Genomic DNA, 25,603 nt, shown 5'->3' with positions numbered 1-25,603 from the left:
ACACTCGAGGACCAAGGCGTCTCAGCCGGCCGCGCCGACCCGCTGCCGTGCGTGTGTCCGTGTCTCCTGGCGGTGCAGACCCCGGCCGATGTCAGCCGCCGTCGCCCACAGCGCGTGCACCAGCTGCTGGTCGTCGCGGCGGTCGGCCGGGACGGTCGCGGAGATGGTGGCGACGACGCGGTCGTCCCCGAAGTACATGATCGGCACCGCGAAGCTGTTGTAGCCGTGCATGCAGCTCTCCCGCTCCTGCGCCCAGCGCCGGGCCCTGATCTGGGCCAGCTCGGCGCGCAGCGCCACCGGGTCGAGCCGGTCGGAGCCCGGGACGCCGTCCGCGCGCTGCTCCTCCAGGTCCGCGAGCACGTCCTCCTGGTCGTCGCTGTACGCCAGGAGGACGCGGCCGGAGACGGTGAGCGGCCGGGACACGTTCGAGCCGACGGCCGCGACGACGGCGGCCTCCCTGCGCCCGCCCAACCGCTCCAGGTAGCAGCAGTCGGTGCCGTGCGGCACGGCCAGGTGGATCACCGCTCGGGTCGCGGAGCGCAGGTCCAGCATGGCGGGACGCGCGACGGCCCGCAGATGGGCGGGGCCCGGCACGAGGCGGCCGAGTTCGAAGATGCGCCAGCCGAGCTGGTACCCGTCCGGTGTGCGGCTCAGGTAGCCGAGTTCCACGAGTTCGCCGCCGAGCCGGTGCACGGTCGCCTTCGGCACCCCCGACCTGCGGCTCAGCTCGCTCAGGCCGAGGCAGGTGGAGCCGGAGGTGAACGCTCCGAGCACCAGGTGCGCCTTGCCGAGCACGGAGCCCAGGTGCGATTCGTTCGCGCTCATGCCGCTTCCCCTCGCCGATCCCGCCGAACAAGGGGGATTGTTCAAAGTTCTTCAAGGGATTGGCAACCCCCCGTCGATCCGGCCAGTGGACCGATCGGTTCCGTCCGGGGCCGCCCGCCGGGATGCTGCGGCCATGAGCAGCCAAGACACCATCGACAGTCTCGTCAGGCGCATCGAGGTCCTCGAGGCCGAGGCCGACATCCGCCGCATCCAGGCCCGTTACATGTTCCTGTGCGACACACCGTGCCCCGAGTACGGGGTGGAGAACGACGCGCAGCGCATCGAGCTGATCCTCGACCTCTACACCGACGACGCAGTCTGGGAGGGCGTCGGCGACTACTACGACGGCCAGTTCGGCCGGGCCGTCGGCAAGGAGGCGATCCGCGCGCACTTCCAGCGCTTCTGGCCCGAGGACCAGAATCCGAAGCTGCTCCTGAACGCGCACTGGCTCACGTCCGAACAGATCCACGTGCACGGCGACGAGGCCGATGGCCAGTGGATCCACTTCCAGCCCTGGCTGTTCGACGACGGCACGTCGCTGATCCGCGGCAGCCGCCTCAACAACGCCTTCCGCAAGGTCGACGGCGTCTGGCGGATCAGCAGGACCAGGACGGAGAACGTGGCCGTCGCCGACCTGCCGGACTTCTTCGCCGCCAGCCATGCGAAGAAGTCCGTCCTGATGAAGGCGCCGGGCACCAATCACACCAACGAGCACGTCACCCACGTCACCGACGCCTGAGGCACCTGCCCTGAGACACCTGATTCCCGAGGTGCCGCTCCACCCGCGCCGCCGCGCGCAGGGCCGCCGCCTCGGACTCCGCAATCACCTGGAGCCCGAGCGGCAGGCCCGCCGCGTCGTGCAGGCCCGGCACGGCCACCGCTGCGAACCCGAGGGCCTGCCACGGCCGGCTGAGCACGGGGTCGCCCGTGGCGTCGAGGCCCTGCGGCGCCGCGCCGGGAGCGGCGGGGCCGAGGACGGCGTCGTACCGGGTCAGGAGCGCGGACACCTCGTCGCGTGCGGCGGAGACGAGCCGGCGCGCGGCGTCGTAGTCGGCTTCCGAGGTGTCGGCTCCGGTGCGCAGCAGCCCGGCGAGGGGTGCGCTGAGCCGGTCGGCGCGCTCCAGTTCGGCGGCGCGCTCGCGGGCGGCTTCGTAGGCCATCACCACCGGGTGCGCGGCGGTCGCCTCGGCGATCAGTGCCTCCAGCGGGAAGGCGTCGATGTGCGCGCCGCGGTCGGTGAGCCGGGCCGCGGTGTCGGCGAGGGCGACAGCCATCTCGTCCTGTACGACGTCCAGGGGCGCGGCGTTCCAGAGCGCGAGGCGCGGCAGGCCCTGCGCGTCGTCGGCCGGATCCGGTTCGCCGGTGAGCGCCGACCAGGCGAGGCAGACGTCGGCGACGGTGGCCGCGTACACGCCGTGCGCGTCGAGGCTGGGACTGAGGCCTGCGACACCGTCGGTGGGCAGGTGGCCGTGGCGCAGGACGAGCGAGGCGACCCCGCAGTACGCGGCGGGCCGGGTCACCGATCCGGCGGTCTGGGAGCCGATGGCCAGCGGCACCTGCCCCGCGGCGACCGCCGCGGCCGAGCCGCTGGAGGAACCGCCGGGCGTGTGCGCCGGGTTGGCGGGGTTGCGGGTCGGCCCCGGCGCGAAGAACGCGAACTCGGTGGTCACGGTCTTGCCGACCGGGATCGCACCGGCCGCCCGCCAGGCCTCGACGACGGGCGCGTCCCGCTCGGCCGGCGGGGCGTCGGCGCGCAGCTGCGAACCGCACCGCGTGGGCAGCCCGGCCAGGTCGATGATGTCCTTCACGCCCATCGGTACGCCGCCCAAGGGGCCCGCGCCGACGGTCGCCGGGTGTTCGTCGAAGGCCACCCACGCGCGGACCACGTCGTCGGTCTCCGCGATGCGCTCGTGGCTGCGCCGCAGGGCCGCCTCGGGTGTGCACCGCCCCGTACGCAGGTCGTCGACCAGCTCGCGCAGGGACCAGGTCTGCCGGATGTCGTCGCTCATTCGCTCCCCCACTGTGCGTCCGCCTCCCAGAAGTCCACGCCGCCCGCGCTCACACCGTGACGCCAGGCGGAGGTGCGCCGCAGCGCGGGTTCCACCCGGGCGGTCTCCTCGTCCGCCGCGTCCGGGCCGTCGCGGGTGACACCCCAGTGCACCCAGCTGAGTTCGCGTCCTGCCGCGTCGTGGACGAACAGGTCGACGTGCTTCCAGCCGTACCCGTGGTTGTCGTTGTAACAGGTGAGGGTCATCCGCGGGGCGCCGTCGGCCGACTGCGCCGGTACTGCGTCGACCGGCTCTTCGCTCTTCATGGTGCGCCACTCCTCCTTCTCCGTGCTCCGCCGCTCCCCGGATCCGACCACATCGCCGCGCCGCTCCGACCGCATCGGTCCACTCACCGGTCCGATCCGTCGCATCGCCCTCCCCGATGGCCGAGCATCCCGTTGGGCGACCCGGAAACACCAAGGAGACGAAGGCATGACCATCGAGTTCACCGCGGCGAACATCCATCAGCTGGAGCCCGCCGACCTGGTGCAGGACGACCGCGTCGCCGCGCGGGTCTACACCGACCCGGAGATCTTCGAGCGCGAGATGACCCAGATCTTCGAGAAGACGTGGATCTGGGTGGCGCACGAGAGCGAGCTGCCCAAACCGGGCACCTTCAAGTCCACGTACGTGGGCCGCAATCCGGTGATCGTCACCAAGGACCGCAAGGGCGCGATCCACACCCTGGTCAACCGCTGCCGGCACCGCGGCGCGAGCCTGTGCGAGAAGCCGCGCGGCGAGGCCAACGGCTTCACCTGCCCGTACCACGCCTGGTCCTACGGACTCGACGGGCGGCTGCGCGGCATCCCCTACCCCGACGGCTACGAGGGTGTCCTGAGCAAGGACGAGATGGGCCTGCGCAAGCTGCGCACCGAGAGCTACCGGGGCCTGATCTTCGCCACGTTCGACCACGACGCCGAGCCGCTGGAGGAGTTCCTCGGTGATGTGCGGCTGTGGGCCGACCGGTTCATGAAGCAGGGCGGCGGCTATCCGCTCAAGGTGCTCGGCACCCACCGCTTCAGGTTCCGGGGCAACTGGAAGATCCAGCTGGAGAACACCACCGACGGCTACCACTTCCCGATCGTGCACCGCTCCTGGATGAGCTCGGTCGACAGCGAGACGGCCGACATGCTCAGCTTCATGACCGACCCGGCCTCCACCTGCCACGACCTCGGCAACGGGCACAGCGTGATGCACATGGTGCCCGCGCACATCGACCTCGACGCCGACGACGGCAGCGAGCCGCTCCAGCCCCGGTTCGACGGCCTGGTAGCCGAGTTGCGGGAGGGCGGGGCCGACGAGGCGCAGATCCGCAGGCTGGTGCGCGCGATGCACGGCACGGGCTCGAACCTCAATCTGTTCCCCAACGTAGGCCTGTCCTCGGCGTTCTTCCGTGTGCTGCGTCCTGTCAGCGTCGACGAGACGATCATCGAGCACGTGGCGCTCGGCGTGGACGCCCCCGAGGAGATCGCACGACCGATCCGCCGCGAACGGCTGCGCATCCACGAGCACTTCCAGGGCCCCTTCGGCTTCGGCACCCCCGACGACGCCGAGGGCTGGGACCGCGTCCAGCGCGGCGCCCAGGCCGCGCCCGACATGCCGATCATGGTGAACCGCGGCCTGAAGCGCGAGGTCCAGGCCCCCGAGGGCTGGGCCACCTCGCACAGCACCGACGAGACCGGTATGCGCGCCGCGTACCGGATGTGGAAGAAGATGATGAGCAATGGCTGACACCGCCACCCCCACCGCCCCCGTCACCCTTGCCGCGCCGCTCGACGACCCCCGCGTCGTACGCGCCGTCGAACTCCTGTGGCGGGAGGCCGACTTGCTCGACCGCAAGGAGTACGTCGCCTGGAACGAGCTGTACGCGGAGGACGGCATCTACGTCATCCCACTGGACGCCGACGCCGATGCCGACGACTTCGACGACACCCTCAACATGGTCTACGACGACGCCCGGATGCGGGCCATGCGCGTGGCACGCCTCACCGAGGGGTACGCCATCGCGGCCGTCGACTCGGCCAGGACCGCGCGCACCGTCTCGCGCCTCGTCCCCGTCGAGGTCACCGACGACTCGGTGTCGCTGCGCGCGGCCCAGGTTCTGGTCGCGTACAAGCGGGGCCGCCACCAACTGTGGGCGGGCGACGTCGACTTCACGGTGCGGCTCGGCGCGGAGCGGTCCGCGGACCGGATCGTGCGCAAGGTGGTCCGCCTCGTGGACGCCGAGGACGCCGTGCCCGCCGCGGGGTTCCTGCTGTGAGCGTCGCGGTCGAGGTCGCGGAGATCGTGGAGGAGAGCGCGGCGGTGCGCTCGCTGCGGCTGCGCAGGGCCGACGGGGCGGCGTTCGGCCCGTTCGCCGCGGGCGCGCACGTCGATGTGACCGGGCCGACCGGTGTGCTGCGCCAGTACTCGCTGGCGGGCGACCCGGCCGACCGCTCGTCCGTCCTCATCGCCGTGAAGCGGGAGGCGGAGTCGAGGGGCGGCTCGGCGGCGCTGCACCGGGCGGCGGTCGGCGACCGGCTGACGATCGGCCCGCCGCGGAACCTCCTCGGCATCGCCGACGACGCCGACCGGCATCTCCTCGTGGCCGGCGGTATCGGTGTCACCCCGCTGCTGAGCATGGCGTACGAACTCCACCGCAGGGGCGCCGACTTCGCGCTGCACTACTTCGTACGCTCACGTGCCGAGCTGGCCTTCGGCGACCTGCTGGAGCGGCGTGCCGCGTTCCGCGACCGGGTCACCCTGCACATCGGCAGACCACGCACGGAGCACCCGGATGTCCTGCGGCCGTCGGCGGCCACGCTGAGCCCCGCGAGCCATGTGTACACGTGCGGGCCCGTGGGCTTCATGGACCAGGTCACGGCCGTGTTCGCGCCGGTCGTCGGCGAGGAGCAGGTTCATGTCGAGCACTTCTCCGCCGAGCCGGTGGACTCCTCGGACGACAAGCCCTTCACCGTGGAGCTGGACACCGGCGAGGAGTTCGAGATCCCCGCGGACAGGTCGATCCTGTCGGTGCTCGAGGAGGCGGGCGTCCCGGTCGCCAAGTCCTGCGAGGAGGGTGTCTGCGGCTCGTGCGTCTCCGGCCTGCTCGAGGGCACGGCCGACCACCGGGACCACTGCCTGACCGCCGCGGACCACGCGGCCGGCACGGAGATCGCGCTGTGCGTCTCCCGGGCGCGCACGGAGCGGCTCCGCATCGAGCTGTACTGACACCTGTACCGACGCCTGCACTGCCGCTGCACCGCCGCGCGGATCACCTCACCGACTCCCCCTGACAGGCCCCGAGGAAGAGACATGACCGAGCAGACATCGACGGCGGCCCCGGCGACCTCGCCACCGCCCGCCCGCAGCGGACTCGCCCGTATCGCCATCGCCAGCGGGGTGGGCACGTCCCTGGAGTTCTACGACTTCGCCATCTACGGGACGGCCACCACGCTGGTCCTCACGGACACCTTCTTCAGGACCGACGACGCGTGGTTCGGCACCTTCCTCGGCCTGGCGACCTTCGCCATCGGCTTCCTGATGGCTCCGCTCGGCGCGGCCGGGTTCGGGTGGGTCGGCGACCGGTACGGGCGGCGCTTCGCGCTGCTGCTCACGTTCATCGGCATGGGCGCGGCCACGGTCCTGATGGGTGTGCTGCCGACGTACGCGCAGATCGGTGTCGCTGCGCCGCTGCTCCTCGTCGTCCTGCGCATGTGTCACGGACTGTTCCGCGGCGGCGAGACCGGTGGCGCGGCGGCCCTCGCCATCGAGCACGCGCCGGACGAGAAACGGGCACGGTACGGGGTGTTCGTCGCGCTCGGCTCGCCGTTCGGGACGATCCTCGCCAACCTGGCGTTCGCCGCCGTGCTCTTCCTTCCGGAGTCCAGCGTGGAGTCCTGGGGGTGGCGGCTGCCGTTCCTCGCCGGTGGCATCGCCATCGTCATCGGCATCTGGATCCGGCGCGGTGTGGCCGAAAGCCCGGTGTTCCGGCAGATGGTGCGCGAGGAGGGCGAGGCGCTCAAGGACCGGCGCCCGGTGGTCGACGTGCTGCGCTCCAACTGGCGCCGGGTGCTGCTCGCGGCGGGCGTGAACATCGGCCTGAACTCCTGCACGTTCGCCCTGGTCACCTTCATGATGTCCTACGCCACGTCCGCCGCACCCGACGGCCTCGGGCTGCCCCGGCAGGAGGTGGTCAACGCCAGCACGCTCGGCCTCCTGGTGCACGCGGCGTCGAACGTGGTCGGGGCGTGGGCGTCCGACCGGTTCGGCCGCCGCCCCGTGATGTTCACGGGAGCGCTCAGCTCGCTGCTCGCGGTCCTCGTCATCTTCCCGCTCGCGGGCGTGGGCACCATGGGCGCGCTCACCGGCGCGCTGTGTCTCGGCTTCGCGACGACGGGCCTGCTCTTCGGCCCCATGTACACCTTCTTCACCGAGCTCTTCCCCCGCGACCAGCGCCAGACCGGCATGGGCATCGCCTTCCACCTGGGCGCGGTCCTCGGCGGCGGCATCTCCCCGCTGGTGGCGAACCGCATCATCGCGTCCACGGGCGACGCCCTGAACGTCGGCTACTACCTCGCCGGGGCGTGCGCGCTGTCGGTGGTGTGCCTGTGGGCGTTGCCGGAGACGGCACCGAGGGTGGTGGGGAAGGTGCGGCTGAAGGCCGATCCCGGGGACGCCGGGGTCCGCTGAGCGGACTGGAGACGTGGAGCGCCCGCGCCGCGCGGCACATCATGGCGCCCCCATCGCTCCGACCTCTCAGGAGATCCCGTGCGATCCACCGTCCGCAGGAGACTCGCCGCGCTGGCGAGTCTCCTGTTCCTTTGTTCCCTCGTACCGGCGGCGCCCTCGTCGGCCGCCACGCACCCCTTGACCGTCGCCACCGACAAGGGCGCGGTCGCGGGTTCCTCGTCCGGCGGCGTCGACCTGTTCCAGGGCATCCCGTACGCGGCCCCGCCCGTCGGCGCCGCACGCTGGCAGCCTCCGGCGCCCGCCAAGGCCTGGACGGGCACCCGGCCCGCCACCGCTCCCGGCCCCCGCTGCATGCAGTTCGGTGCCGACTCGGGCCCGGGCAGGAGCGAGGACTGTCTGTACCTGAACGTCTACACGCCGACCCACCAGAGCGACCGGCCGCTGCCGGTGATGTTCTGGATCCACGGCGGCGGGTTCTCCACCGGTTCCGGGGACACGCAGGACGGCTCGCTGATCGCCGAGACCAACGACGTCGTGGTCGTGACGATCAACTACCGCCTCGGGGCGTTCGGCTTCCTCGACCTGCCCGGGCTGAGCAAACAGGGCGCGGGCAACTACGGCCTGCTCGACCAGCAGGCGGCGCTGCGCTGGACGCAGCGCAACATCGGCGCGTTCGGCGGGGACGCCGGACGTGTCACCATCGCCGGGGAGTCCGCGGGCGGGCACTCCGTCTGCGCGCTCATGGCATCGCCTCCGGCCCGCGGCCTCTTCTCCGGCGCGATCATCCAGAGCGGTGGCTGCCCGAGCCACACGGCCGAGCAGGCCGTAGCCCGGGGGAAGAAGTACGCGACGGCCGCCGGATGCCCCGACGACCACGCCGCCCTGGCCTGCCTGCGGTCCAAGCCGGCCGACCAACTCCAGGCCGCGGCGAAGGACTTCGTCGGCGGCATCCTGAGCGGCCCGCTGCCCACGTCCGGCGGTCCCGAACTGCCCGTCCCGCCCCTGGAAGCCGCACGCACGGGACGGACCGCGAACGTCCCGCTGCTCATCGGTCACACACGCGACGAGGTGCGCTCCTGGGCGCTGCCGTTCGCCGACGCGACGAAGGAGCAGTACGAACGCGCGGTCCGGATCGAGTTCGGGGACGAGGCCGACGCCGTCCTCGCGCACTACCCGTTCGGCGCCTACGGCGACGCGTACACCGCCACGTACGCCTTCAGTGACCTGTGGGGCGACAGCAGCGTCTTCTACGGGCTGGGCGGCTGCCAGTACCAGAAGCTCGCGGGCCGATTCTCGAAGCGTCAACCGCGCACGTACTACTACGAGTTCAACGACCCGCACCCGCCGACGGGCCGGCCGGACACCGACTTCGACCCGGGCGCCTCGCACGCGAGCGAGATGCCGTACCTGCTGCCCTCGGATGTCTCGAAGATGTTCACTCCCGAGCAGCGGCAGCTGTCCGCGGAGATGGTGGGCCGCTGGGGTGCGTTCGTGAAGCACGGGAACCCGTCCGCGCCGGGTCTCGCCGCCTGGCCCTCGTACCGGGCGGGCACGTTCATGTCCCTGCTGCCCGGCGGCGAGAGCCGGGCACTGAAGAACGAGGTGTACGAGGCACGCCGCCAGTGCGCCTTCTGGAACTCCGTCGACTACGACTGGCTCCCGGTGGATCCTGACCGGCTCGCCGAGCAGGCAGGGGTTTCGCAGCCCTGACGGGGCATGCCGGTCCGTGTGGCGGTCTCCGCCCTGGTGGCCCGGCCGACGGCCGGGCCACCTAGCATCTGCGGCATGTCTCTTCACGCAGTCCGGATCGACGCCCTCCAGGGCGGCCCCGCGGACCTTGCCCAGTACCGGGGCAAGGCGATCCTGGTGGTCAATGTCGCCTCCAAGTGCGGCCTCACCCAGCAGTACGCGGAGCTGGAACAGCTCCAGAAGAAGTACGCCGCGCGGGGGTTCACCGTCCTCGGCGTCCCGTGCAACCAGTTCGCGGAGGAGGAGCCGGGCACCCCCGACGAGATCGCCGAGTTCTGCTCGTCCACGTACGGAGTCACCTTCCCGCTGACCCAGAAGGTGGAGGTGAACGGCCCGCGACGGCACCAGCTGTACGCCAAGCTCGTGCGCACCGCGGACGCGGACGGGTATCGCGGCGACATCCGCTGGAACTTCGAGAAGTTCCTCGTCGCCCCCGACGGCACGGTCCGCGCCCGCTTCTCCCCGCAGACGACGCCGGACTCCTTCGAGGTCGTCGAGGCGCTGGAGGAGATCCTCCCCTGACAGAGCTCCCTCGCGACGCCTGGCGTCACCGGGTCAGCGCGCGACGCTCCCGAGGTCGAGCACGATCTTGCCGACCGCCGTGCCGGTGCGCAGCCGCTCCACCGCCGTGCCGAGTTCGTCCATCGGATAGCTCTCGTACGGCAGCGACAGCGCGCCCGAGGACAGTTCGGGGAGCAGGCGGAGCACCTCGGGGGCGACCTCCTGGCTGCGGGAGATCATGTTGACCGGCAGCAGGGTGACGTCGGCGAGGAAGAAGTCCGCGAGGTCCAGGGTGAGTTCGCGTCCTGCCGTGTAGCCGAGGAGGGCGGCGCGGCCGCGCGGACGGACCAGGGTGAGGGCGTCGCGCAGGATCCGGCCGCCGACGGTGTCGATGAGGACGTCGACCTTGCCGCCGATGGTGTCCTCGGAGAGGTCCTTGGCGAGCAGGGCCTTGGCGGCGGCGCCGGGGACGTGCTCGAGCTTCGTCGGGCGGCCGACCGCGCCGATCACCTCGGCGCCCGCACGCGCGGCGAGCTGGACGGCCATCGCACCGACCGCGCCGGACGCGCCGGTGACCAGGACCCGCTCCCCCGGCCGCACCTTCGCGATGTCGTGGACGGTGGCCCAGGCGGTGCCGACCGGGGAGAAGTAGATGCAGGCGAGGGCAGGGTCGGTGCCTTCGGGCATGACCTCGGCGGCGGCGTCCGGGACGAGCGCGTGCTCGGCCCAGGCGCCGTCGCGGCTCAGGCCGAGGCCCTCGCCGCGCAGCCGGACGAGGGCTCCGACGGGGTGGGTGTCCGAGGCGACGACGTGGCCGCTGCCCTGGGTGCCGGGGACGAACGGCAGCTCGGGCAGGATGCCGAACTGTCCGTCGAGGATGTTCAGGTCCAGATGGGCGGCGGTGGCCGCAGCCATCCGTACGAGGGTGTGGCCGGGGCGCGGCTCGGGGACGGCCCGCTCCGCGAGGCGGGGCAGGGTGCCGAACCCCTCCAGGAGCAGGGCCCTCGATGTCGTTGCGGAAGTGCTCACGTGCTGTGTTCTCCGTTCCTGTCCCCGTTGGCCGAGCTTGTCCCCGCACTCACACCCTAGCTCCGTACTTGTGCAGTACACGCATCGCGATGAGGCGCAGGATCCGGTCGTAGACGAGGCCCAGGATTCCGAGGGTGATGATGCCGACGAAGACCCAGTCGATGCGGCCGTAGTTCCGCGAGGTCCAGATCAGGGAGCCGAGGCCCACCTGGGAGGCGACGATCTCGGCCGAGACGATCGTCAGGAAGCTGTTCCCCATCGCCAGACGGGCGCCCGTGAGGATGTACGGGACGGTGGACGGCAGCACGATCCGCTGGAGGACCTGCCGGCGGCTCGCCCCGAGGCTCGCCGCCGCCCGTAGCTTGGACTCGTTGACGGCCATCACACCCGCGCTCGTGTTGAGGGTGACGATGAAGACGGCCGTGTAGAAGATCAGGACCACCTTCGACGACTCACCGATGCCCAGCCACACCACCGCCAGGGTGACGAACGCCACCGGCGGGATGAAGCGGAAGAACTCGATGTAGGGCTCGAGGAGCTGGCGGACGACCCTGATCTGGCCGATCAGCAGGCCGACAGGCGCGCCGACGAGGACGCCGAGGCCCCAGCCGATCAGGATGCGGCGGCTGGAGGCGATCACCGAGTTCGCCAGGGTGCCGTCGGCCGCCAGCTCCCCGGCGGCCGCGAAGGTCTGGCCCGGCGACGCGACCAGTGAGGGGCCGTACTTCATCGCGACGAGCTGCCAGACGCCCAGGCCGACGAGGACCGCGAGGGCGTACAGGCCGAGGGTGCGCAGGGCGCGTCCCCTCGCCCTCGTGCCGCGGCGGGGTCGGGTGCGTGTGCGGGCCGGGGCAGGTGACCCGGTCGTGGTGATGGTCATGCGCCGTTCGCCTCTCGGTCGGGCTGCTCGTCGAGTCCTTGGTCCCGCATGGCCTTGCGGACCTCTTCTCCGATGTCGTCGCGCAGTTTGTGGCGCAGTCGTACGGCGGCCGGGTCGGACTCGTCGCGGGGGCGCGGCAGGTCGACCTCGTACAGGGACTTGATCGAGGCGGCGGGGCCCGCCGTCATGACGGCGATCCGGTCGGCCAGCAGGATCGCCTCGTCGATGTCGTGCGTGACGAAGACGACGGTGCAGCCGGACGCCCGCCAGATGCGGGCCGTCTCCTCCTGGAGCACCTGCCGGGTCTGGGCGTCGAGGGCGCCGAAGGGTTCGTCCATGAGGACGACGTCGGGTTCGTTGGCGAGGACCCGGGCGATCTGGACGCGCTGGCGCATGCCGCCGCTGAGCTGGTTCGGGTAGCGGTCCGCGCAGTGCCGCAGGCCTACCAGGCCGAGGAACTCCTCGGCCGCCCGGTCCTGTTCGGCGCGGGACCGGCCGCGCATCCGGGGCCCGAAAGTGACGTTCTGCCGCACCGTGAGCCAGTCGAAGAGGGCCTCGCTGCTCTGGAACACCATGCCGAGTTCGGGGTCGGGTCCGCTGATGGGGGCGCCATCGGCGGTGAGCGTCCCCTCGCTGACCTTGATGAAGCCGGCCATCGCGGACAGCAGCGTGGACTTGCCGCAGCCGCTCGGGCCGAGCAGGCAGAGGAACTCGCCTGCCGGGATGTCGAGGTCGATGCCCTGGACGGCCTGGAAGTCGCCGAAGGCGATCCCGGCGTTCTCGGCACGCAGGGCCGCGCCGCGGCCGGCCGGTGCGTCCGACCTGTTGCGGGGCGTCGTCACGGTGCTCCCCGGTTCGGTCGTCGTGTCCTTCTCGATGCCCTTGGTCATCGGGATTCCTTCGTGTTGTCGGGGAGCCAGCCGCGCTGAACGGCGCCGGACACGTCGGGGCGGGACCTGGCCTTGCCGGTGTCGAGGTAGAACCGGGCCGTGTCGTCGTAGCCCTTCAGGTCCTTCGCGGTGAAGTCGCGGACGCCGAAGTCGATCTCCTTGACCGCCGTCAGGGTCTGGGCGGTGGGGATCTTCGCCGCTTCCCTGGTGGCCCGCGCGGCGGCCTCGGGGTCCTTCTCCGTCCTCTCGGCCGCTTCCGCGAGCGTCTCGGCCACCTTGGCGGCCACGTCCTCGTGGCCCTTGAGCCAGGAGGAGGTCGACAGGAGCCAGTGCTGGTAGCTGAGCCCGTAGTCGCCCGTGGTCCCGACGATCCGCGAGCCGAGCTCCTTGCCCTCGGCGGGCCACGGTTCCCACAGGACGTACGCGTCGACGTCGCCCTTCTTGGTGAGGGCGGGGATCTCGGCGGGGTCGCTCGTGACGAAGTCCACCGAGTCGGGGTCGATGTTCCTGGATTCGAGGTACCGGGTGGCGGCGAGTTCGGACAGCCCCGGGACCACCGCCATCTTCCGGATCTGCGCGGCGGACTGCACCTTCGCGCCGAGGACGACCTTGAGGTACTGCCCGGATGCCTCGTACACGGCGAGTGCTTTGATGTTCGGGTTCTGCCCGAGGACACCGATGGTCGTGGCGTCGGAGTTCCCCGCCATCTGGACCTGACCGGCGCCGAGCGCGTCGGCCCCCTCGCCGCCCTTGGCGAACTGGACGAGGTCGACGTTCACGCCGTGCTCGGCCCACAGTCCCTGCTTGTCGGCGAGGAAGAACGGCGCGTACGAGGCGTCGATGCCGACCGCGATGCGCACCTGGGGGCCGCTCGCCCCTGCGGCGGGACCGGAGCCCGCGCCCGCGTCGGTGGTGCCCGCGCCGCATCCCGTCGCCGCGAGCAGCGCCGCGGCGAGCAGGACACGGCCGGTGATGCGATGTGTCGGCCGGAGCGCTGTCTGCATGGTCACCTCTGGGTGGGTGCGTTTCGGCAGGTCATCCGGTGTGGGTCCGCGAGTTGGCGCACGCTACTGCGACCCGGGGCACGTGGGCATGCGCGGTGGTCCGCCCAGCGGAACGGTCGGGGAATGCGGCTGGGAGGTGTCATCGGGCGTACCGGTCGTACCAGCCGCGCAGCAGGACCGTGTCGAGGTCGGGCGTGCTCTTGATGAGGCGCTGTTCCCGCAGGAAGTCCACGATCCGGCGCGAGGAGGTGACGTCGGCCGACGTGAGGGCCCGGGACTCGAAGGTGATCTCGCCGATGGCCTTCTCCGTTCCGGCCACCGGCAGCTGGGCCTGCTCGTGGGCCGCGAGGGCCGCGGCGTGCGGGTCGTCCGTCACCAGACGGTCGGCGTCCGCGACCACCTTGAACACCTTCCCGGCGAGCTTCTGGTTCTCCTCGAGCCACTTCTGGTCGGCGAGCAGCCACTGCACGTAGGTGACTCCGAAGTCACCGATGGTTCCGGAGAGTTGGCCGCCCGCTTCGACGCCCTTGGTCACCCACGGGTCGAAGAGGATGTAGCCGTCGATGTCACCGCGCTGGAGCATGGTGGGGATCTCCTGCGGCGCGCTCTGCCGGATCTTCACAGTGTCCGGGTCGATGCCGTGGTGGCGCAGGTACTCGTGGGTGGCGTACAGGCCGATGCCCTGGATCGAAGCCATGGTCCTGATCTGCCGCGGCGACTCGATGCCCTTGCGCAGCACGACCTTGAGGTAGCGGCCGGAGGACTGGAAGGCGCCCAGGGCACGCAGCCGCGGATTGCTCACCATCTGCGGCAGGGCCGTGGAGTCGGCGTTCGCGGAGATCTGCGCGGTGCCGGCGGTGACGGCCTGCGCGGCGGCGGGCCCGCCCTCCACTTTCACGAGCCGCACGTCGAGGCCGGCCTTCTTGAACATGCCGCGCTGCGCGGCGAGGTACAGCGGCGCATAGGAGGCGTCGACTCCGAGGGCGATCCGTACGGTGGGGCTGCCTCCGCCCGACGTACCGGCCGAGTCGGTGGTGCCGGCGCCGCAGGCGGTGGCGAGGAGGAGGACGAGGAGCGCGGCGAGGGCGGACGTTCGGCGTCCGGCCGTGCGCTGGTGCCGTGTCATCTGGTGCGACCTTCCGGATTCGGGGTGCGGTCGAGGTGGCGGCACGCTGGCACCGCGCGGGGCCCGCGGGAAGCACCGTGTCCCGTCTGGCGGACCGACCGCGTTGAGGTGGCTCGAAGCCCTTCGTACGCTCCACCGATCTCAGGGTCGAACGGCAAGGAGCACACATGCCCCGCAAGTGCACGACCGAGGGCGCGTCCAGGACGCGGCGCGTGGTCATCGCGTCCGTCGCCGGCAACATGATGGAGTGGTACGACTTCTTCCTCTACACCACCGCTGCCGCACTGGTCCTCGGCACGGTCTTCTTCCCCTCCGGCGAGAACCCGCTGCTCGGCACCATCGCCGCCCTCGCGGGGCACGCCGTGGGGTTCGCGGCACGGCCCATCGGAGGGCTGATCTTCGGGCACATCGGTGACCGGAAGGGGCGCAAGGCCGCGCTCATGGGGACGCTGTCCCTGATGGGTGCCACCACGTTCTGCATGGGACTGCTGCCCGCGTACTCCACTGCGGGCCTGCTGTCGCCGATCCTCCTCGTTCTGCTCCGTGTGCTCCAGGGCGCGGCGGCCGGCGGCGAGTGGGGCGGGGGCGTCCTCATCATCACCGAGAACGTGCCGGCCGAGCGCCGGGGCTTCCTCGCCTCGTTCAGCTCCTGCGGCATGGGCCTCGGCTTCGTCCTGTCGGCGCTGGCGCTCTGGCTCGCCGAGCAGGTGTCGGGGGACGGCTTCCTGGCCTGGGGCTGGCGGCTCCCGTTCCTGGCCAGCGCCGTGATCTTCGTGGTGGGGCTCTACATCCGCCGCAACCTCGGCGAGACGGACAGCTTCGAGGCCGACGCCGCGCAGCCCGCGGAGGCGCCGGCGCACTCGCCGCTGCGAGAGGTGCTGCGGCGCCATCCTCGTCAGGTGCTGTTCGCGATGGCCCTGCGGTTCGCCGACAGCGGCGCCAGCTACATCTTCATGTCCTTCTCCCTCGTCTACGGGGCGTACGTGGGCATCTCGTCCAGCGTGCTGCTGTGGGCCGGGATCGTCGGGATGCTGGTGGACTCGGCGATGATGGTCGTCTTCGGCCGGCTCTCCGACAAGGTGGGCAGGCGGCCGGTATATCTGGGCGGTGCCATCGGCATGCTGCTGTGGGCGGCGCCGTTCTTCCTGCTGATGGACACGGGGCGGCCCGCGGCGGTGTGGGTGGCGTTCATCGTCGGACACATCGCCATCGCCGCGATGATCGGGGTGCAGCCCTCGTACTTCTCCGAGCTGTTCAGCACCAGCACCCGCTACTCGGGGATGGCGCTCGGCCACGAACTGTCGTCGGCGATCGCGGGTGGTCTCTCGCCCGTCGTGGCCACGGCGCTGCTGGCCGCCACGGGGCACTTCCTGCCGGTCGCACTGCTCACCATGGGGATGGCCGTCGTCACCCTGGCGGCTCTGGTCTTCTTCGCACATGTGCCGAAGGGCCGGGGGCGCGCGGAGCCCGTCGACGGGCGGGACCCGGAGTCCGCCGAGGACGAGGACCGCACACCTGTTGCCTGATGTTCACATGCCCGTCCCTCTATGCAACATGGCGTTGGTGCACTTCAAATGGCTGTAGCGCCATGTGAAGAAGTGAGAGGACGCCGCGATGGGCCCGGATGCCGAGGAAGAGTCCCTGCTGCCCAATTCCGTGCTCGGGAAGGCCCAGCTGCTGCTCGCGGCCTTCGAGTCCGGTGCCGACCGGCTGCGGCTGAGCGAACTGAGCCGCAGGTCGGGGGTGCCCAAGGCGTCGGCGTACCGGCTCGCCCAGGAACTCGTGCAGTGGGGCCTCCTCGACCGGCACGGTGACATGTACGAGCTCGGCATCCGCCTCTTCCACCTGGGGCAGCGGGTACCGGCGTCCGCGGTCCTTCGCACCGTCGCGCGCCCGCTGATGGCGGACCTGTTCAGCCGGACCCACGCCGCCGTGCACCTCGCGGTCCTCGACGGGACACATGTCCTGTTCCTGGAGAAGATCGCGGGCGAGGCCAACGTGCTCACCCACTCCTACGTCGGCGGACGGCTGCCGGCGTCCTGCACGGCGACCGGTCAGATGCTGCTCGCCCTGGCCCCGGACGGCCCCGAGCAGGTGGCCGCGCTCGTCCGTGGCGGCCTGCCCACCATGACACCGCGTTCCGTCACCGACCCCGAGGTGCTGATGCGGCGCCTGGCCGCCGCGGCCCGGCAGCGGTACGTCCTGGAGGTCGAGGGCGTCAGGACCGGGTACGCCAGCCTCGCCGTGCCCGTCGCCGCGGGCGGCCCCGCGCACGCGGCGCTCTCCATCACCGCGCCGGTCGCGCAGGTGTCGGTGGACCGAGGCCTCGCCGGGCTGCGGGCCACGGCGGAGAGCATCGAGCGCGGCGTGGCGCGGAGGACGTCGTACGAAGCGGAGCACGCCGCCGGCTGAGCACGCCGCGGCGCCGTCGGTCCGGTCACCAGAACACCGCGGTGGTCCACCTCCCCGCCCGACGTGATCGTGGCAGTCCGCAAAGGCTGCGGACACGTAAGGGGAGGAGCCGTGGTGCGAACAGACACGGACCCGACGGCGCTGCGCGTGCTCGACCTGACCGACGAACTCGCCTACCAGGGAGCGCGGTTGCTCGTGGGGACCGGCGCCGACGTCGTACGGATCGATGCGGCCACCGGCCTCGGACCGGCGGCCCGCGCGCACTGGCACGCGGGCAAGCGCTGGACGTCGGTGCGCGACGCGGCGGAGCTGGACGCGCTGGCGGCGGAGGCCGACATCGTCCTCGAGAGCGGGCCCGTGGCACGGCTGCGCGGACTGCTGGAGGACGGCTCGTCCCGCTGGCCGCACGCGGTGCACGTGGTGGTGACACCGTTCGGTCTGACCGGGCCCCGGCGCGACTGGATCGGCGACGACCTCGTACTCGCCTCCGCGGGTGGCATGACGTGGCTCGGCGGCCGCCCCGACGGGCAGCCCAAGCCGCCGCCTCGGGAGCAGGCCGTGCAGACCGCCGGGGCCCACGCGGCGATCGGGGCGCTGCTCGGTGTCGTGTCGGGCACACCACAGCTCGTCGACGTCTCCGTCCAGGAGTCCGTCGCCGCCACCCTGGAGACCGGCGCCCTCGCCTGGATCCACGCCGGACGTGTCCCCGTACGCAGCGCTGGGGTGTACGAGCACGTCGCCCACCGGATCTTCGAAACGGCGGACGGTCACGCGGCCGGGGGCTACTCCGGCAGCGACCGGATGTGGACGGACCTGCTGGCGTGGATGGCGGAGCGGGGCGAGGCCGGCGATCTGCTCGACGAACGCTGGCGGGACGCCGCCCACCGGTGGGAGCGGCGGGACCACGTCGACCGGATCGTCCAGCGATTCGCGGCACGGTGGCCCGCCGCCGAACTCGCCGCGGAGGCACGCGAGCGGGCTCTGCCGTGGGCCGAGGTGGTGCCTCCCGAGCGGCTGACGGCCAACCCGCAGCTGCGCGATCGCGAGGCCCTGGTCACCGTCACCGGCGAGGGGCTGCCGGACGGCGGTGTCGAGGACGTCGGCTTCCCGTGGGCGGCGCTGCCCCGGCCGGTGTCACTGCCCGCGCTCCACGAGGCGGCGGGAGACACACCCTGGCGCGCCCTCGGGCATGGGCTTCATCGCTCCGGGGAGCCCAAGTCCCGGGCCCTGGAAGGTGTTCGGGTACTCGACCTGACCTGGGTGCTCGCGGGACCGTACGTGACCAAGCAGCTCGGCGAGCACGGCGCGGACATCGTCAAGGTCGAGTCCCGGCACCGCCAGGACCCCACACGCTTCGCACCCTCGATGCATCTGCGGCCGGGCTCCGACCCCGACGACAGCGGCTACTTCCTCAACTTCAACCGCAACAAGCGCAGCGTCGCCCTCAACCTGCGGACCGACGAGGGCCGACGGCTGCTGCGCGAGCTCGTCCCGCACTGCGACGTGGTCGTGGAGAACTTCAGCCCCGGTGTGCTCGCCAGGTGGGGGATGGACTACGCGTCGCTGCGCGAGCTGAACCCGGAGGTCGTCCTGGTGTCGATGGCGGGGGTCGGGCAGACCGGCCCCTGGCGCAACGCCGTGACCTTCGCCGACACCCTCGCCGCGATGTCCGGCCTGTCCAGCGAGACACGTGATCCGGGCGGCCCGCCGCAGGGGCTGACCTTCGGCCTCGGTGACATGATCGCGGCCAACTCGGCCGTCCTCGCCACCCTCGACCTGCTGGCGCGCGGGCACGGCGGACACGTGGACCTGTCCCAACTGGAGGCGATGGCCGCCGCGATGGGGCCCGCGGCCGTCGAGGCCGCCCTGGGCGCCGGCGGGCCCGACCCGCGGACGGCGGAGCATCCGAACCGGTCCCCGCACGCCGTGCCGCACGGCGTGTACCCGGCGGCGGGCGACGACCGGTGGGTGGCGGTGTCGGTGACGGACGACGCGCAGTGGCGCACCCTCGCACATCTCGCTGAACTCCCGCACGCAGCGGGCGACTTCGACGAACGACGCGCGCACGAGGACGAGATCGACGCCGCCCTCGCCGCCTGGACGCGCGGGCACGACGCCCACAAGCTGGCCGAACTGCTGCAGTCCGAGGGCATCGCGGCGGCGGTCGTGGCGACGGGGCGGGATCTCGTGGAGGCCGACGAACAGCTCGCCGCGCGCGGCTTCCATCCCGTACTCGACCACCCCCTGACCGGGCCGGTCCGGCACGAGGGCATCGTCGCGCGCCTCACCGCCACACCCGGCGGACTCGACCGGCCCGCACCGCTCCTCGGCCAGCACACGCACGAGGTGCTGCGGGAGCTGCTGGGCCTGAGCGATCGACGACTGGCGGCGCTCGCCGCCGAAGGAGTGACGGAATGAGCGACACGAGCACGGCCCAGGAGCAGCCCTCCGTACTGCACGTGACACGCGACGGCGCCGTCGCCACGGTCCGCGTCGACCGACCCAAGGCGAACGCCGTGAACCCGGCGATGATCGAGGAGTTCCTCATCACCCTGGCGCCGCTGGCCGCCGACCCGGAGGTGCGCTGCATCGTCGTCACCGGTACCGGCCGGTTCTTCATCGCCGGCGCCGACATCGCGGTGATGCGGGACCTGTCGGCGGGCAACCAGGCGAAGATGCGCCGCTGGATCGACGTCCAGCGGTTGATCGAGCAGGCGCCGAAGCCGGTCGTCGCGGCGATGAACGGCCATGCGCTCGGCGGCGGCGCCGAGTTGTCGCTCGCCTGCGACCTGCGGATCCTCTCCGCGGACGCGACATTCGGCTTCCCCGAGATGCGCCTCGGCCTGTTCCCCGGGGCCGGTGGAAGTCAGCGGCTCCCCCGCCTCGTGGGCCCGCACCTCGCGAAGCGGCTGATGATCGAGGGCGACGGTCTCACGGCGCGGCGGGCCCTGGAGCTCGGCCTCGTCGATGTCGTGGTGGAGCAGGGCGAGTTCGACGCGGTCGTCGCCGAGCGGGCCCACCGGCTCGCGGCGCAGCCGACGGCCGCCATCGGGCTGCTCAAGCGGGTCGTCGACGAGGGCCACGGGCTGCCCGTCGAGCAGGCCCTGGCACACGAGGAGAAGGGTGTGGCCGACCTGACGGGGACCGCCGACGCGGCGGAGGGCCTCCAGGCGTTCCTGGAGAAACGAAAGCCGGTGTTCACCGGGCGGTGACGTGCCGTCCGACACGGGCGGCCCGGTTCCGGTGACCGGACCGCCCGCGTTGGTGTGTCGCCGACCGTCCCGCATCCTCGCCGGATGACCTCCCCACAGCACAACGGCACCGTGCTCGTCACCGGTGGCACGAGCGGCATCGGACTGGCCGTCGCGGAGGCGGTGGCCCGCTCCGGACGTCCCGTCGTGGTGACCGGGCGCTCGGGCGACCGCTGCCGCGCGGCGGCCGACCGGCTCCAACGCGCCGCAAGATCAGGCCTGTTGGCGCTGGTCGCAGACACCACCGACCCCGACGCGCCGGCCGACACCGTCCGCCGGGCCACCGAACACCTCGGCCCGGTCACCGGTCTCGTCACCGCCGCGGGACGGCTGGCCCGCGGCTCCGTGCTCGACCTGACGCCCGACGACTTCCGCGCCGCCCTCGACACGAACGTCATCGGCACCTGGCTGGCGATCCGCGCCGTCCTGCCCGGCATGCTCGACGCCGGTCACGGCCGCATCGTCACCATCGGCTCCGTGCTCGGCTCGACCGGCGCCCCCGAGCGCTCCGGCTACGCCGCCACCAAGGGCGCGGTCGCCGCCCTCACCAGATCGGCGGCGCTGGAACTCGCCGGTACCGGTGTCACCGTGAACTGCGTCGCCCCCGGCCCGATCCGCACCGCGATGAACGAGGCCGACGCCGAGAGCGACGCCGCGGCCCAGGCCGCCTTCACCGCCAAGGTGCCGCTCGGCCGCTGGGGCACACCCGAGGACGTGGCCCACGCGGTCCTGCCGCTGCTCGCGGCCGGCTCGTCCTTCACCACCGGCGCCGTCGTCCACGTCGACGGCGGCTACACCGCGCAGTGAGCCACCCAGCGGGAGCGGTTCGCTGAACGGACCGCGACGCTGGGCCCGCGCCCCGCACGGTGATGGGCTCGGCTCCGCACCCCCGCACTCGTACGGAAGGACTCGCATGTCACCAGCACCGGAGAGCCACTACGCGGACGGCGCGGGCATCCGCTACCACTACCACGACCTCGGCTCGGGGCCCGACACCGTGTTCCTGCACGGCGGCGGCCCCGGCTGCACCGCGTGGAGCGACTTCGGGCCCGTCGCGCCCCTGTTCGCGGCCGACCGGCGCTGTCTGCTCGTCGACATCCACCAGTACGGCAAGTCGGAGAAGTCCCGCATCGAGGGCCCGATGTGGGACCACCACGCGGCGAAGACCGTCGGGCTCCTCGACACACTCGGCGTCGACCGCGCCGACTTCGTGTGCAACTCCTGGGGCGGAACCATCGCCCTCAACCTCGCCGCGAAGCACCCGGACCGCGTCCGGTCCCTCGTCATCACCGGCAGCATGCCCGTCTTCTACGGTCCGCTCGCCCCGCTCCCCGAGAACGGCCACCGCGGCCGGACGGCGCGCGACGTCTACTACGGCGGCGAGGGCCCGACCCGCGAGAAGATGCGCGACCTCATCACGAAGCTGGAGTGGTACGACGGCGCGAAACTTCCCGAGGAGACGCTGACGCTGCGCTACGAGCAGAGCCTCGACGAGGAGGAGCGGGCCCTCGCCGCGATGTCCGACTCGCCGCGCGGCGACTGGCAGGACCTCACCGACGAGCTGGCCCGGGTGCAGGCCCCGACGCTGTTCATGTGGGGCATGCAGGACGCGTTCCTCACGCCCGACTACCCGCTGATGCTGGCCCGCATGGTGCCCCACGGGAACCTGCACGTGATGGACCACGCCTCCCACCACCTCCAGGAGGAGCGCCCCGAGGCGTACCACTCCGTGGTCAGCGGATTCCTCGACTCCCTGAACTGACCCGTCCCGCCCTCTCCCCCAACTTCCTTACGGAGCACACCTCATGTCGATCTGGACAGAGATCAGCCCCACCCCGTTCCGCGTCGAGTACGTCGACGCCGCCGGAGTCCCCACCCGCACCCTGCGCGCCGGCGCCCCGGACGCCCAGGCCGTCGTCTTCCTGCACGGCACCAGCGGCCACCTGGAGGCCTTCGCACGGAACATCACCGCGCACGCCGCCTACGACCTGCATGCCATCGACATGCTCGGCCACGGCTACACCGGGAAGCCCGACAAGCCGTACGAGATCGCCGACTACGTCGCCCACCTGATCGACTACCTGGACGCCGTCGGCGTCGACAGCGCGCACATCGTCGGCGAGTCGCTCGGCGGCTGGGTCGGCGCCCGCGCCGCCGTCGAGCACCCCGAGCGGGTGCGCAGCCTCCAACTCCTGTGCTCCGGCGGCACGGTGGCCAACCCGGAGGTAATGGACCGCATCCGCACCAGCACCAAGAAGGCCGTCTCCTCCGACGACATCGAGCTCACCCGCAAGCGGATGCGGCTACTGATGGCCGACGACGCCTCCGCCACTGAGGAACTGGTCGAGGTGCGGCACGCGATCTACCACACGCCGGAGTTCGTCGCGGGCGTCGACAACCTCCTCTCCCTCCAGGACATGGAGCGCCGCAAGCGCAACCTGCTGACCCCCGAGCAGCAGGCCCGGATCACCCAGCCGACCCTGGTGGTGTGGGGCCGCAAGAACCCGTTCGGCGACGTGCCCGAGGCGAAGGCGCTGCACGAAGGCATCCCCGGCTCACGGCTCGAACTGTTCGAGGACTGCGGGCACTGGCCCCAGCACGAGCAGGCCGAGCGTTACAACGCGCTCAGCCTCGAATTCATCGGCAAGGCGGCCGGCTGATGCGTGCCGTCAGGTTCCACGAGTGGGGCGTGGCTCCCGTGCTCGACGACGTGCCCGAGCCGGTCCGCGCGCCGGGCGAGGTGCTCGTGCAGGTGACGGCGGGCGGTGTCTCGCACCTCGATGTCACGGTCGCCTCCGGCGATTTCGACCTCAAGCCCCGACTGCCCTACGTGGGCGGGGTCGAGGGCGCGGGAACGGTCCTGGAGGCCGACCCCGACTCCGGTCTCGCGCCCGGCACGCAGGTCGTGCTGCGCGGCGGCGGCCTCGGCCTGCTGCGGGACGGCACGTGGGCCGAGCGGGTCAGCGTGAAGCGCAAGGCCGTCACGCCGCTGTCGGCCCCGCTCGCCCCCGCGGTGGCGGCGAGCTTCTTCGTGCCCGCCACGACCGCGTACGTGGCCCTGCACGACGTCGCTCGGATCGGCGCGGACGAGGACGTCGTCGTGGTGGGCGCCGCCGGCGCGGTCGGCGCGATGGTCGCCCAACAGGCACTGGCCGCGGGAGCGCGGGTCACCGGTGTGGTGGGCCGCGAGGACCAGCTGGCCGATGTCCCGAAGGGGGTGACGGCCGTGACGCTCGACGACGCGGAGGGCCTCTGCGGGGACCGGTCGGCCTCGCTGCTCGTCGACACGCTCGGCGGCTCCGGCCTGGTCGGCCGCAGCCGGTGGGTGCGGCAGGGTGGTCGCGCCGTCGTCATCGGGTACGTGGCGGGCCCGCGCGTCGAACTCGATCTGCCGAGCTGGCTGCTCGACGAGGTGGCGCTGCTGCCGGTGAACATGATCCGCCAGGAGCGCCGGGCCCGCGAGGTCTCCGACGAGCTGGTACGCAGACTCTCCGAGGGTGAACTGGCGCTTGCCGTCGAGGAGTTCGGCATGGCGGAGGCCCCGAAGGCGCTGGAGGCCTTGCGCGCCGGACGGGTGCGGGGGCGGGCCGTCCTGCTGCCCACGTGACACTCCCGTGCAAGCACACGTCCCCGCGTCCCTCGGAGGGGCGCGGGGACGTGTGCTTGCCAGGAGCAGTCGCCATCACCCGCAGCGGTCCCACGTCGCGTCGGTGACACCTCGCTGCCGCAGCACGGACTTCCGTACCTTGCCCGTCTCCGTGAGCGGCAGCTCCCCCACCACCTCCACGTACCGCGGCACCGCGAACGCCGGCAGCTCCCCCGCGCAGTGCCGCGCGACCTCCGCCGGGTCCAGCCACTGCCCGGCACGCGGCACCACGGCCACCATCACCTCGTCCTCGGCGAGTTCGGAGGGCACGGGGAACGCGGCGGCCGCCCCGATGCCCGGATGCGCCCGCAGCGCGGCCTCGACCTCGTACGAGGAGATGTTCTCGCCGCGCCGCCGGATGCAGTCCCTGACGCGGTCGACGAAGCGGAACCAGCCGTCGGGCTCGCGCACCACACGGTCGCCGGTGCGGCGCCACGCGTCCGGCTCCGGCGCCGCGTCGCCCACGTAACCGGTGGCGAAGGCGTGGTCCTGGTCGGTGCGGACCAGCAGCTCCCCCGGCGTGCCGTCCGGCACCGTTTCGAGGTGTGCGTCGACGACCCGCGCCTCGAATCCTTCACGGACCGTGCCCATGTACCCGGGCCGGCAGTCCTCGGGCGCAGAGCCGATGACCAGGTTCGTCTCGGTGGAGCCGAACCCGTCGACGAGTGACACACCGAACCGTTCGCGGAACACCTCCCACAGCGCGCCGGGGGTGCCGGGCCCCAGTCCGCGCCAGGCCCGGTGGGCCCGGTCGGCGGGCCCCGGCGGCCGGGCGAGCAGCATCGGCGCCATGGCACCCAGCACGTACACGCACGTGGCTCCCGTCTCGGCCGCCCTGGCCCAGTGGCGCGAGGCGGAGAACCTGCGGTCCACCACGATCGAGGCGCCCACCGTCATGGCCTGCGACAGCGTGTTGAGGGCGTTGGTGTGGAACAGGGGCAGGCAGGTGTAGAGGGTGTCGTCGGCGGTCAGGCGCAGCGCGTCGGCCACGTTCCTGCCCCACCAGACGAACTGCGCGTGCGGGCAGCGCACCCCGCGCGAAGGGCCGGTGGTGCCGGACGTGAGCAGGACGGCGGCCGTGTCCCCCGGCCGCGAAGGGTGGGGGTCGAGCGCCTCGTGCACGAAAGGGACGGGCGCCCGCGACGTATCCGTGACCCACACCTCGCCCCCGTATCCGGTCTCCGCCGCGCGCTCGGCCCACGCCCCGTCCACGTAGAGGAAGCGCGGCTTCGACTCGTCCAGCGCGTGCCGGAGCAGTCGCCCGTGCAGGGCCGTGTTGAGCGGGACCACGACCGCGCCGAGCCAGGCGCAGCCGAGGACGAGGTCGACGAGTTCGACACGGTTGGGGAGCAGCGCGGCGACCCGGTCGCCGGGCCGGCAGCCGCGCGCAGCGAGCGCGCCCGCCATGGTGGCCGCGGCGGTGCGCGTCTGCGCGTACGTGCGCCTGGTCCCGTCGACGGTGAGGAAGGGCCGCTCGCCGTGGTGTGCGGCCGCCGCGTCGACGAGGCCGGGAATCGTCATGCGGTTCATGGGCAGATGCTGTCCACCGTCGCCCGCCCGTTCAAGGCCGC

The 25,603-nt window shown here is 72.1% G+C and carries 24 protein-coding genes; 15 read left to right on the top strand and 9 right to left on the bottom strand.

The genetic code is table 11. The features are described from left to right. Positions 1 to 21: 21 nt before the first annotated feature. Positions 22 to 825, bottom strand: coding sequence for an IclR family transcriptional regulator (locus ACTWJ8_RS33780; protein ID WP_443261342.1), 804 nt, complete (start codon positions 823 to 825; stop codon positions 22 to 24). A gap of 133 nt (positions 826 to 958) precedes the next feature. Here ACTWJ8_RS33780 and ACTWJ8_RS33775 point away from each other — a divergent pair, with 133 nt between their 5' ends. Further along, positions 959 to 1,564 carry a nuclear transport factor 2 family protein gene (locus ACTWJ8_RS33775; protein ID WP_443261341.1) on the top strand — a complete coding sequence of 202 codons (606 nt, stop codon included), beginning with the start codon at positions 959 to 961 and terminating at the stop codon, positions 1,562 to 1,564. On the opposite strand, the gene ACTWJ8_RS33770 is transcribed toward ACTWJ8_RS33775, so the two are convergent. Further along, complete coding sequence (locus ACTWJ8_RS33770; protein WP_443261340.1) at positions 1,551 to 2,834, bottom strand: amidase; 1,284 nt, start codon at positions 2,832 to 2,834, stop codon at positions 1,551 to 1,553. The two genes, ACTWJ8_RS33775 and ACTWJ8_RS33770, sit on opposite strands and share 14 nt — an antisense overlap. Then, positions 2,831 to 3,139, bottom strand: coding sequence for a hypothetical protein (locus tag ACTWJ8_RS33765; RefSeq protein ID WP_356373473.1), 309 nt, complete (start codon positions 3,137 to 3,139; stop codon positions 2,831 to 2,833). Before ACTWJ8_RS33765 ends, ACTWJ8_RS33770 begins: the two co-directional genes overlap by 4 nt. Positions 3,140 to 3,305: 166 nt before the next feature. On the opposite strand from ACTWJ8_RS33765, the gene ACTWJ8_RS33760 reads away from it, so the two are divergent. The 6 genes from ACTWJ8_RS33760 to ACTWJ8_RS33735 all read left to right on the top strand — a co-directional run bounded on the left by ACTWJ8_RS33760 (position 3,306) and on the right by ACTWJ8_RS33735 (position 9,815). Next, on the top strand, positions 3,306 to 4,604 hold the full coding sequence (locus tag ACTWJ8_RS33760; RefSeq protein WP_356373474.1) for an aromatic ring-hydroxylating oxygenase subunit alpha: 1,299 nt from the start codon (positions 3,306 to 3,308) through the stop codon (positions 4,602 to 4,604). Further along, positions 4,597 to 5,133, top strand: a complete 537-nt coding sequence (locus ACTWJ8_RS33755; protein WP_443261339.1) for an aromatic-ring-hydroxylating dioxygenase subunit beta — start codon at positions 4,597 to 4,599, stop codon at positions 5,131 to 5,133. The genes ACTWJ8_RS33760 and ACTWJ8_RS33755 overlap by 8 nt, the downstream gene beginning before the upstream one ends. After that, positions 5,130 to 6,083, top strand: a complete 954-nt coding sequence (locus tag ACTWJ8_RS33750) for a PDR/VanB family oxidoreductase (RefSeq protein ID WP_443261338.1) — start codon at positions 5,130 to 5,132, stop codon at positions 6,081 to 6,083. The genes ACTWJ8_RS33755 and ACTWJ8_RS33750 overlap by 4 nt, the downstream gene beginning before the upstream one ends. A gap of 84 nt (positions 6,084 to 6,167) precedes the next feature. Beyond that, positions 6,168 to 7,544: an MFS transporter gene (locus ACTWJ8_RS33745; RefSeq protein WP_443261337.1), complete on the top strand. Its 1,377-nt coding sequence runs from the start codon at positions 6,168 to 6,170 to the stop codon at positions 7,542 to 7,544. Between the two features lie 78 nt (positions 7,545 to 7,622). Further along, positions 7,623 to 9,254: a carboxylesterase/lipase family protein gene (locus ACTWJ8_RS33740; protein ID WP_443261336.1), complete on the top strand. Its 1,632-nt coding sequence runs from the start codon at positions 7,623 to 7,625 to the stop codon at positions 9,252 to 9,254. Positions 9,255 to 9,329: 75 nt separating this feature from the next. Next, on the top strand, positions 9,330 to 9,815 hold the full coding sequence (locus ACTWJ8_RS33735; RefSeq protein WP_443261335.1) for a glutathione peroxidase: 486 nt from the start codon (positions 9,330 to 9,332) through the stop codon (positions 9,813 to 9,815). Between the two features lie 33 nt (positions 9,816 to 9,848). Here the strand turns inward: ACTWJ8_RS33735 and ACTWJ8_RS33730 are convergent, their stop codons facing one another. From ACTWJ8_RS33730 to ACTWJ8_RS33710, 5 genes are all read right to left on the bottom strand, one after another. Beyond that, positions 9,849 to 10,823: a quinone oxidoreductase family protein gene (locus ACTWJ8_RS33730; protein ID WP_443261334.1), complete on the bottom strand. Its 975-nt coding sequence runs from the start codon at positions 10,821 to 10,823 to the stop codon at positions 9,849 to 9,851. Positions 10,824 to 10,872: 49 nt separating this feature from the next. After that, the gene (locus ACTWJ8_RS33725) at positions 10,873 to 11,703 is read right to left on the bottom strand and encodes an ABC transporter permease (protein WP_443261333.1); all 831 of its coding nucleotides are present in this window, start codon (positions 11,701 to 11,703) and stop codon (positions 10,873 to 10,875) included. Next, positions 11,700 to 12,593, bottom strand: a complete 894-nt coding sequence (locus ACTWJ8_RS33720; RefSeq protein ID WP_443261332.1) for an ABC transporter ATP-binding protein — start codon at positions 12,591 to 12,593, stop codon at positions 11,700 to 11,702. Before ACTWJ8_RS33720 ends, ACTWJ8_RS33725 begins: the two co-directional genes overlap by 4 nt. Then, complete coding sequence (locus tag ACTWJ8_RS33715) at positions 12,590 to 13,597, bottom strand: ABC transporter substrate-binding protein (RefSeq protein ID WP_443261330.1); 1,008 nt, start codon at positions 13,595 to 13,597, stop codon at positions 12,590 to 12,592. Before ACTWJ8_RS33715 ends, ACTWJ8_RS33720 begins: the two co-directional genes overlap by 4 nt. A gap of 139 nt (positions 13,598 to 13,736) precedes the next feature. Beyond that, the gene (locus ACTWJ8_RS33710) at positions 13,737 to 14,723 is read right to left on the bottom strand and encodes an ABC transporter substrate-binding protein (protein WP_443261328.1); all 987 of its coding nucleotides are present in this window, start codon (positions 14,721 to 14,723) and stop codon (positions 13,737 to 13,739) included. A gap of 167 nt (positions 14,724 to 14,890) precedes the next feature. On the opposite strand from ACTWJ8_RS33710, the gene ACTWJ8_RS33705 reads away from it, so the two are divergent. The 8 genes from ACTWJ8_RS33705 to ACTWJ8_RS33670 all read left to right on the top strand — a co-directional run bounded on the left by ACTWJ8_RS33705 (position 14,891) and on the right by ACTWJ8_RS33670 (position 23,993). Beyond that, positions 14,891 to 16,249 carry an MFS transporter gene (locus tag ACTWJ8_RS33705; RefSeq protein WP_443261327.1) on the top strand — a complete coding sequence of 453 codons (1,359 nt, stop codon included), beginning with the start codon at positions 14,891 to 14,893 and terminating at the stop codon, positions 16,247 to 16,249. Between the two features lie 88 nt (positions 16,250 to 16,337). Beyond that, positions 16,338 to 17,135 carry an IclR family transcriptional regulator gene (locus ACTWJ8_RS33700; RefSeq protein ID WP_443261326.1) on the top strand — a complete coding sequence of 266 codons (798 nt, stop codon included), beginning with the start codon at positions 16,338 to 16,340 and terminating at the stop codon, positions 17,133 to 17,135. Positions 17,136 to 17,249: 114 nt separating this feature from the next. Then, positions 17,250 to 19,553 (top strand): CoA transferase, encoded by a 2,304-nt coding sequence (locus tag ACTWJ8_RS33695; protein ID WP_443261325.1) that lies wholly within the window; start codon positions 17,250 to 17,252, stop codon positions 19,551 to 19,553. Next, complete coding sequence (locus tag ACTWJ8_RS33690; RefSeq protein ID WP_443261324.1) at positions 19,550 to 20,347, top strand: enoyl-CoA hydratase/isomerase family protein; 798 nt, start codon at positions 19,550 to 19,552, stop codon at positions 20,345 to 20,347. The genes ACTWJ8_RS33695 and ACTWJ8_RS33690 overlap by 4 nt, the downstream gene beginning before the upstream one ends. A gap of 84 nt (positions 20,348 to 20,431) precedes the next feature. Beyond that, positions 20,432 to 21,193, top strand: a complete 762-nt coding sequence (locus tag ACTWJ8_RS33685) for an SDR family NAD(P)-dependent oxidoreductase (RefSeq protein ID WP_443261323.1) — start codon at positions 20,432 to 20,434, stop codon at positions 21,191 to 21,193. 106 nt (positions 21,194 to 21,299) lie between these two features. Continuing rightward, complete coding sequence (locus ACTWJ8_RS33680; protein ID WP_443261322.1) at positions 21,300 to 22,148, top strand: alpha/beta fold hydrolase; 849 nt, start codon at positions 21,300 to 21,302, stop codon at positions 22,146 to 22,148. Between the two features lie 43 nt (positions 22,149 to 22,191). Continuing rightward, positions 22,192 to 23,046: an alpha/beta fold hydrolase gene (locus tag ACTWJ8_RS33675; RefSeq protein WP_443261320.1), complete on the top strand. Its 855-nt coding sequence runs from the start codon at positions 22,192 to 22,194 to the stop codon at positions 23,044 to 23,046. Beyond that, positions 23,046 to 23,993, top strand: a complete 948-nt coding sequence (locus tag ACTWJ8_RS33670) for a quinone oxidoreductase family protein (protein WP_443261319.1) — start codon at positions 23,046 to 23,048, stop codon at positions 23,991 to 23,993. The genes ACTWJ8_RS33675 and ACTWJ8_RS33670 overlap by 1 nt, the downstream gene beginning before the upstream one ends. 75 nt (positions 23,994 to 24,068) lie before the next feature. Here the strand turns inward: ACTWJ8_RS33670 and ACTWJ8_RS33665 are convergent, their stop codons facing one another. Beyond that, positions 24,069 to 25,562 carry an AMP-binding protein gene (locus tag ACTWJ8_RS33665; RefSeq protein WP_443261318.1) on the bottom strand — a complete coding sequence of 498 codons (1,494 nt, stop codon included), beginning with the start codon at positions 25,560 to 25,562 and terminating at the stop codon, positions 24,069 to 24,071. Between the last annotated feature and the right edge of the window lie 41 nt (positions 25,563 to 25,603).

It is taken from the genome of Streptomyces sp. SDT5-1, assembly GCF_052245995.1.
Lineage (GTDB): Bacteria > Actinomycetota > Actinomycetes > Streptomycetales > Streptomycetaceae > Streptomyces.
The sequence above is the reverse complement of the archived record's forward strand: the minus strand, read 5'-3'. Positions and strand labels throughout refer to the sequence as shown.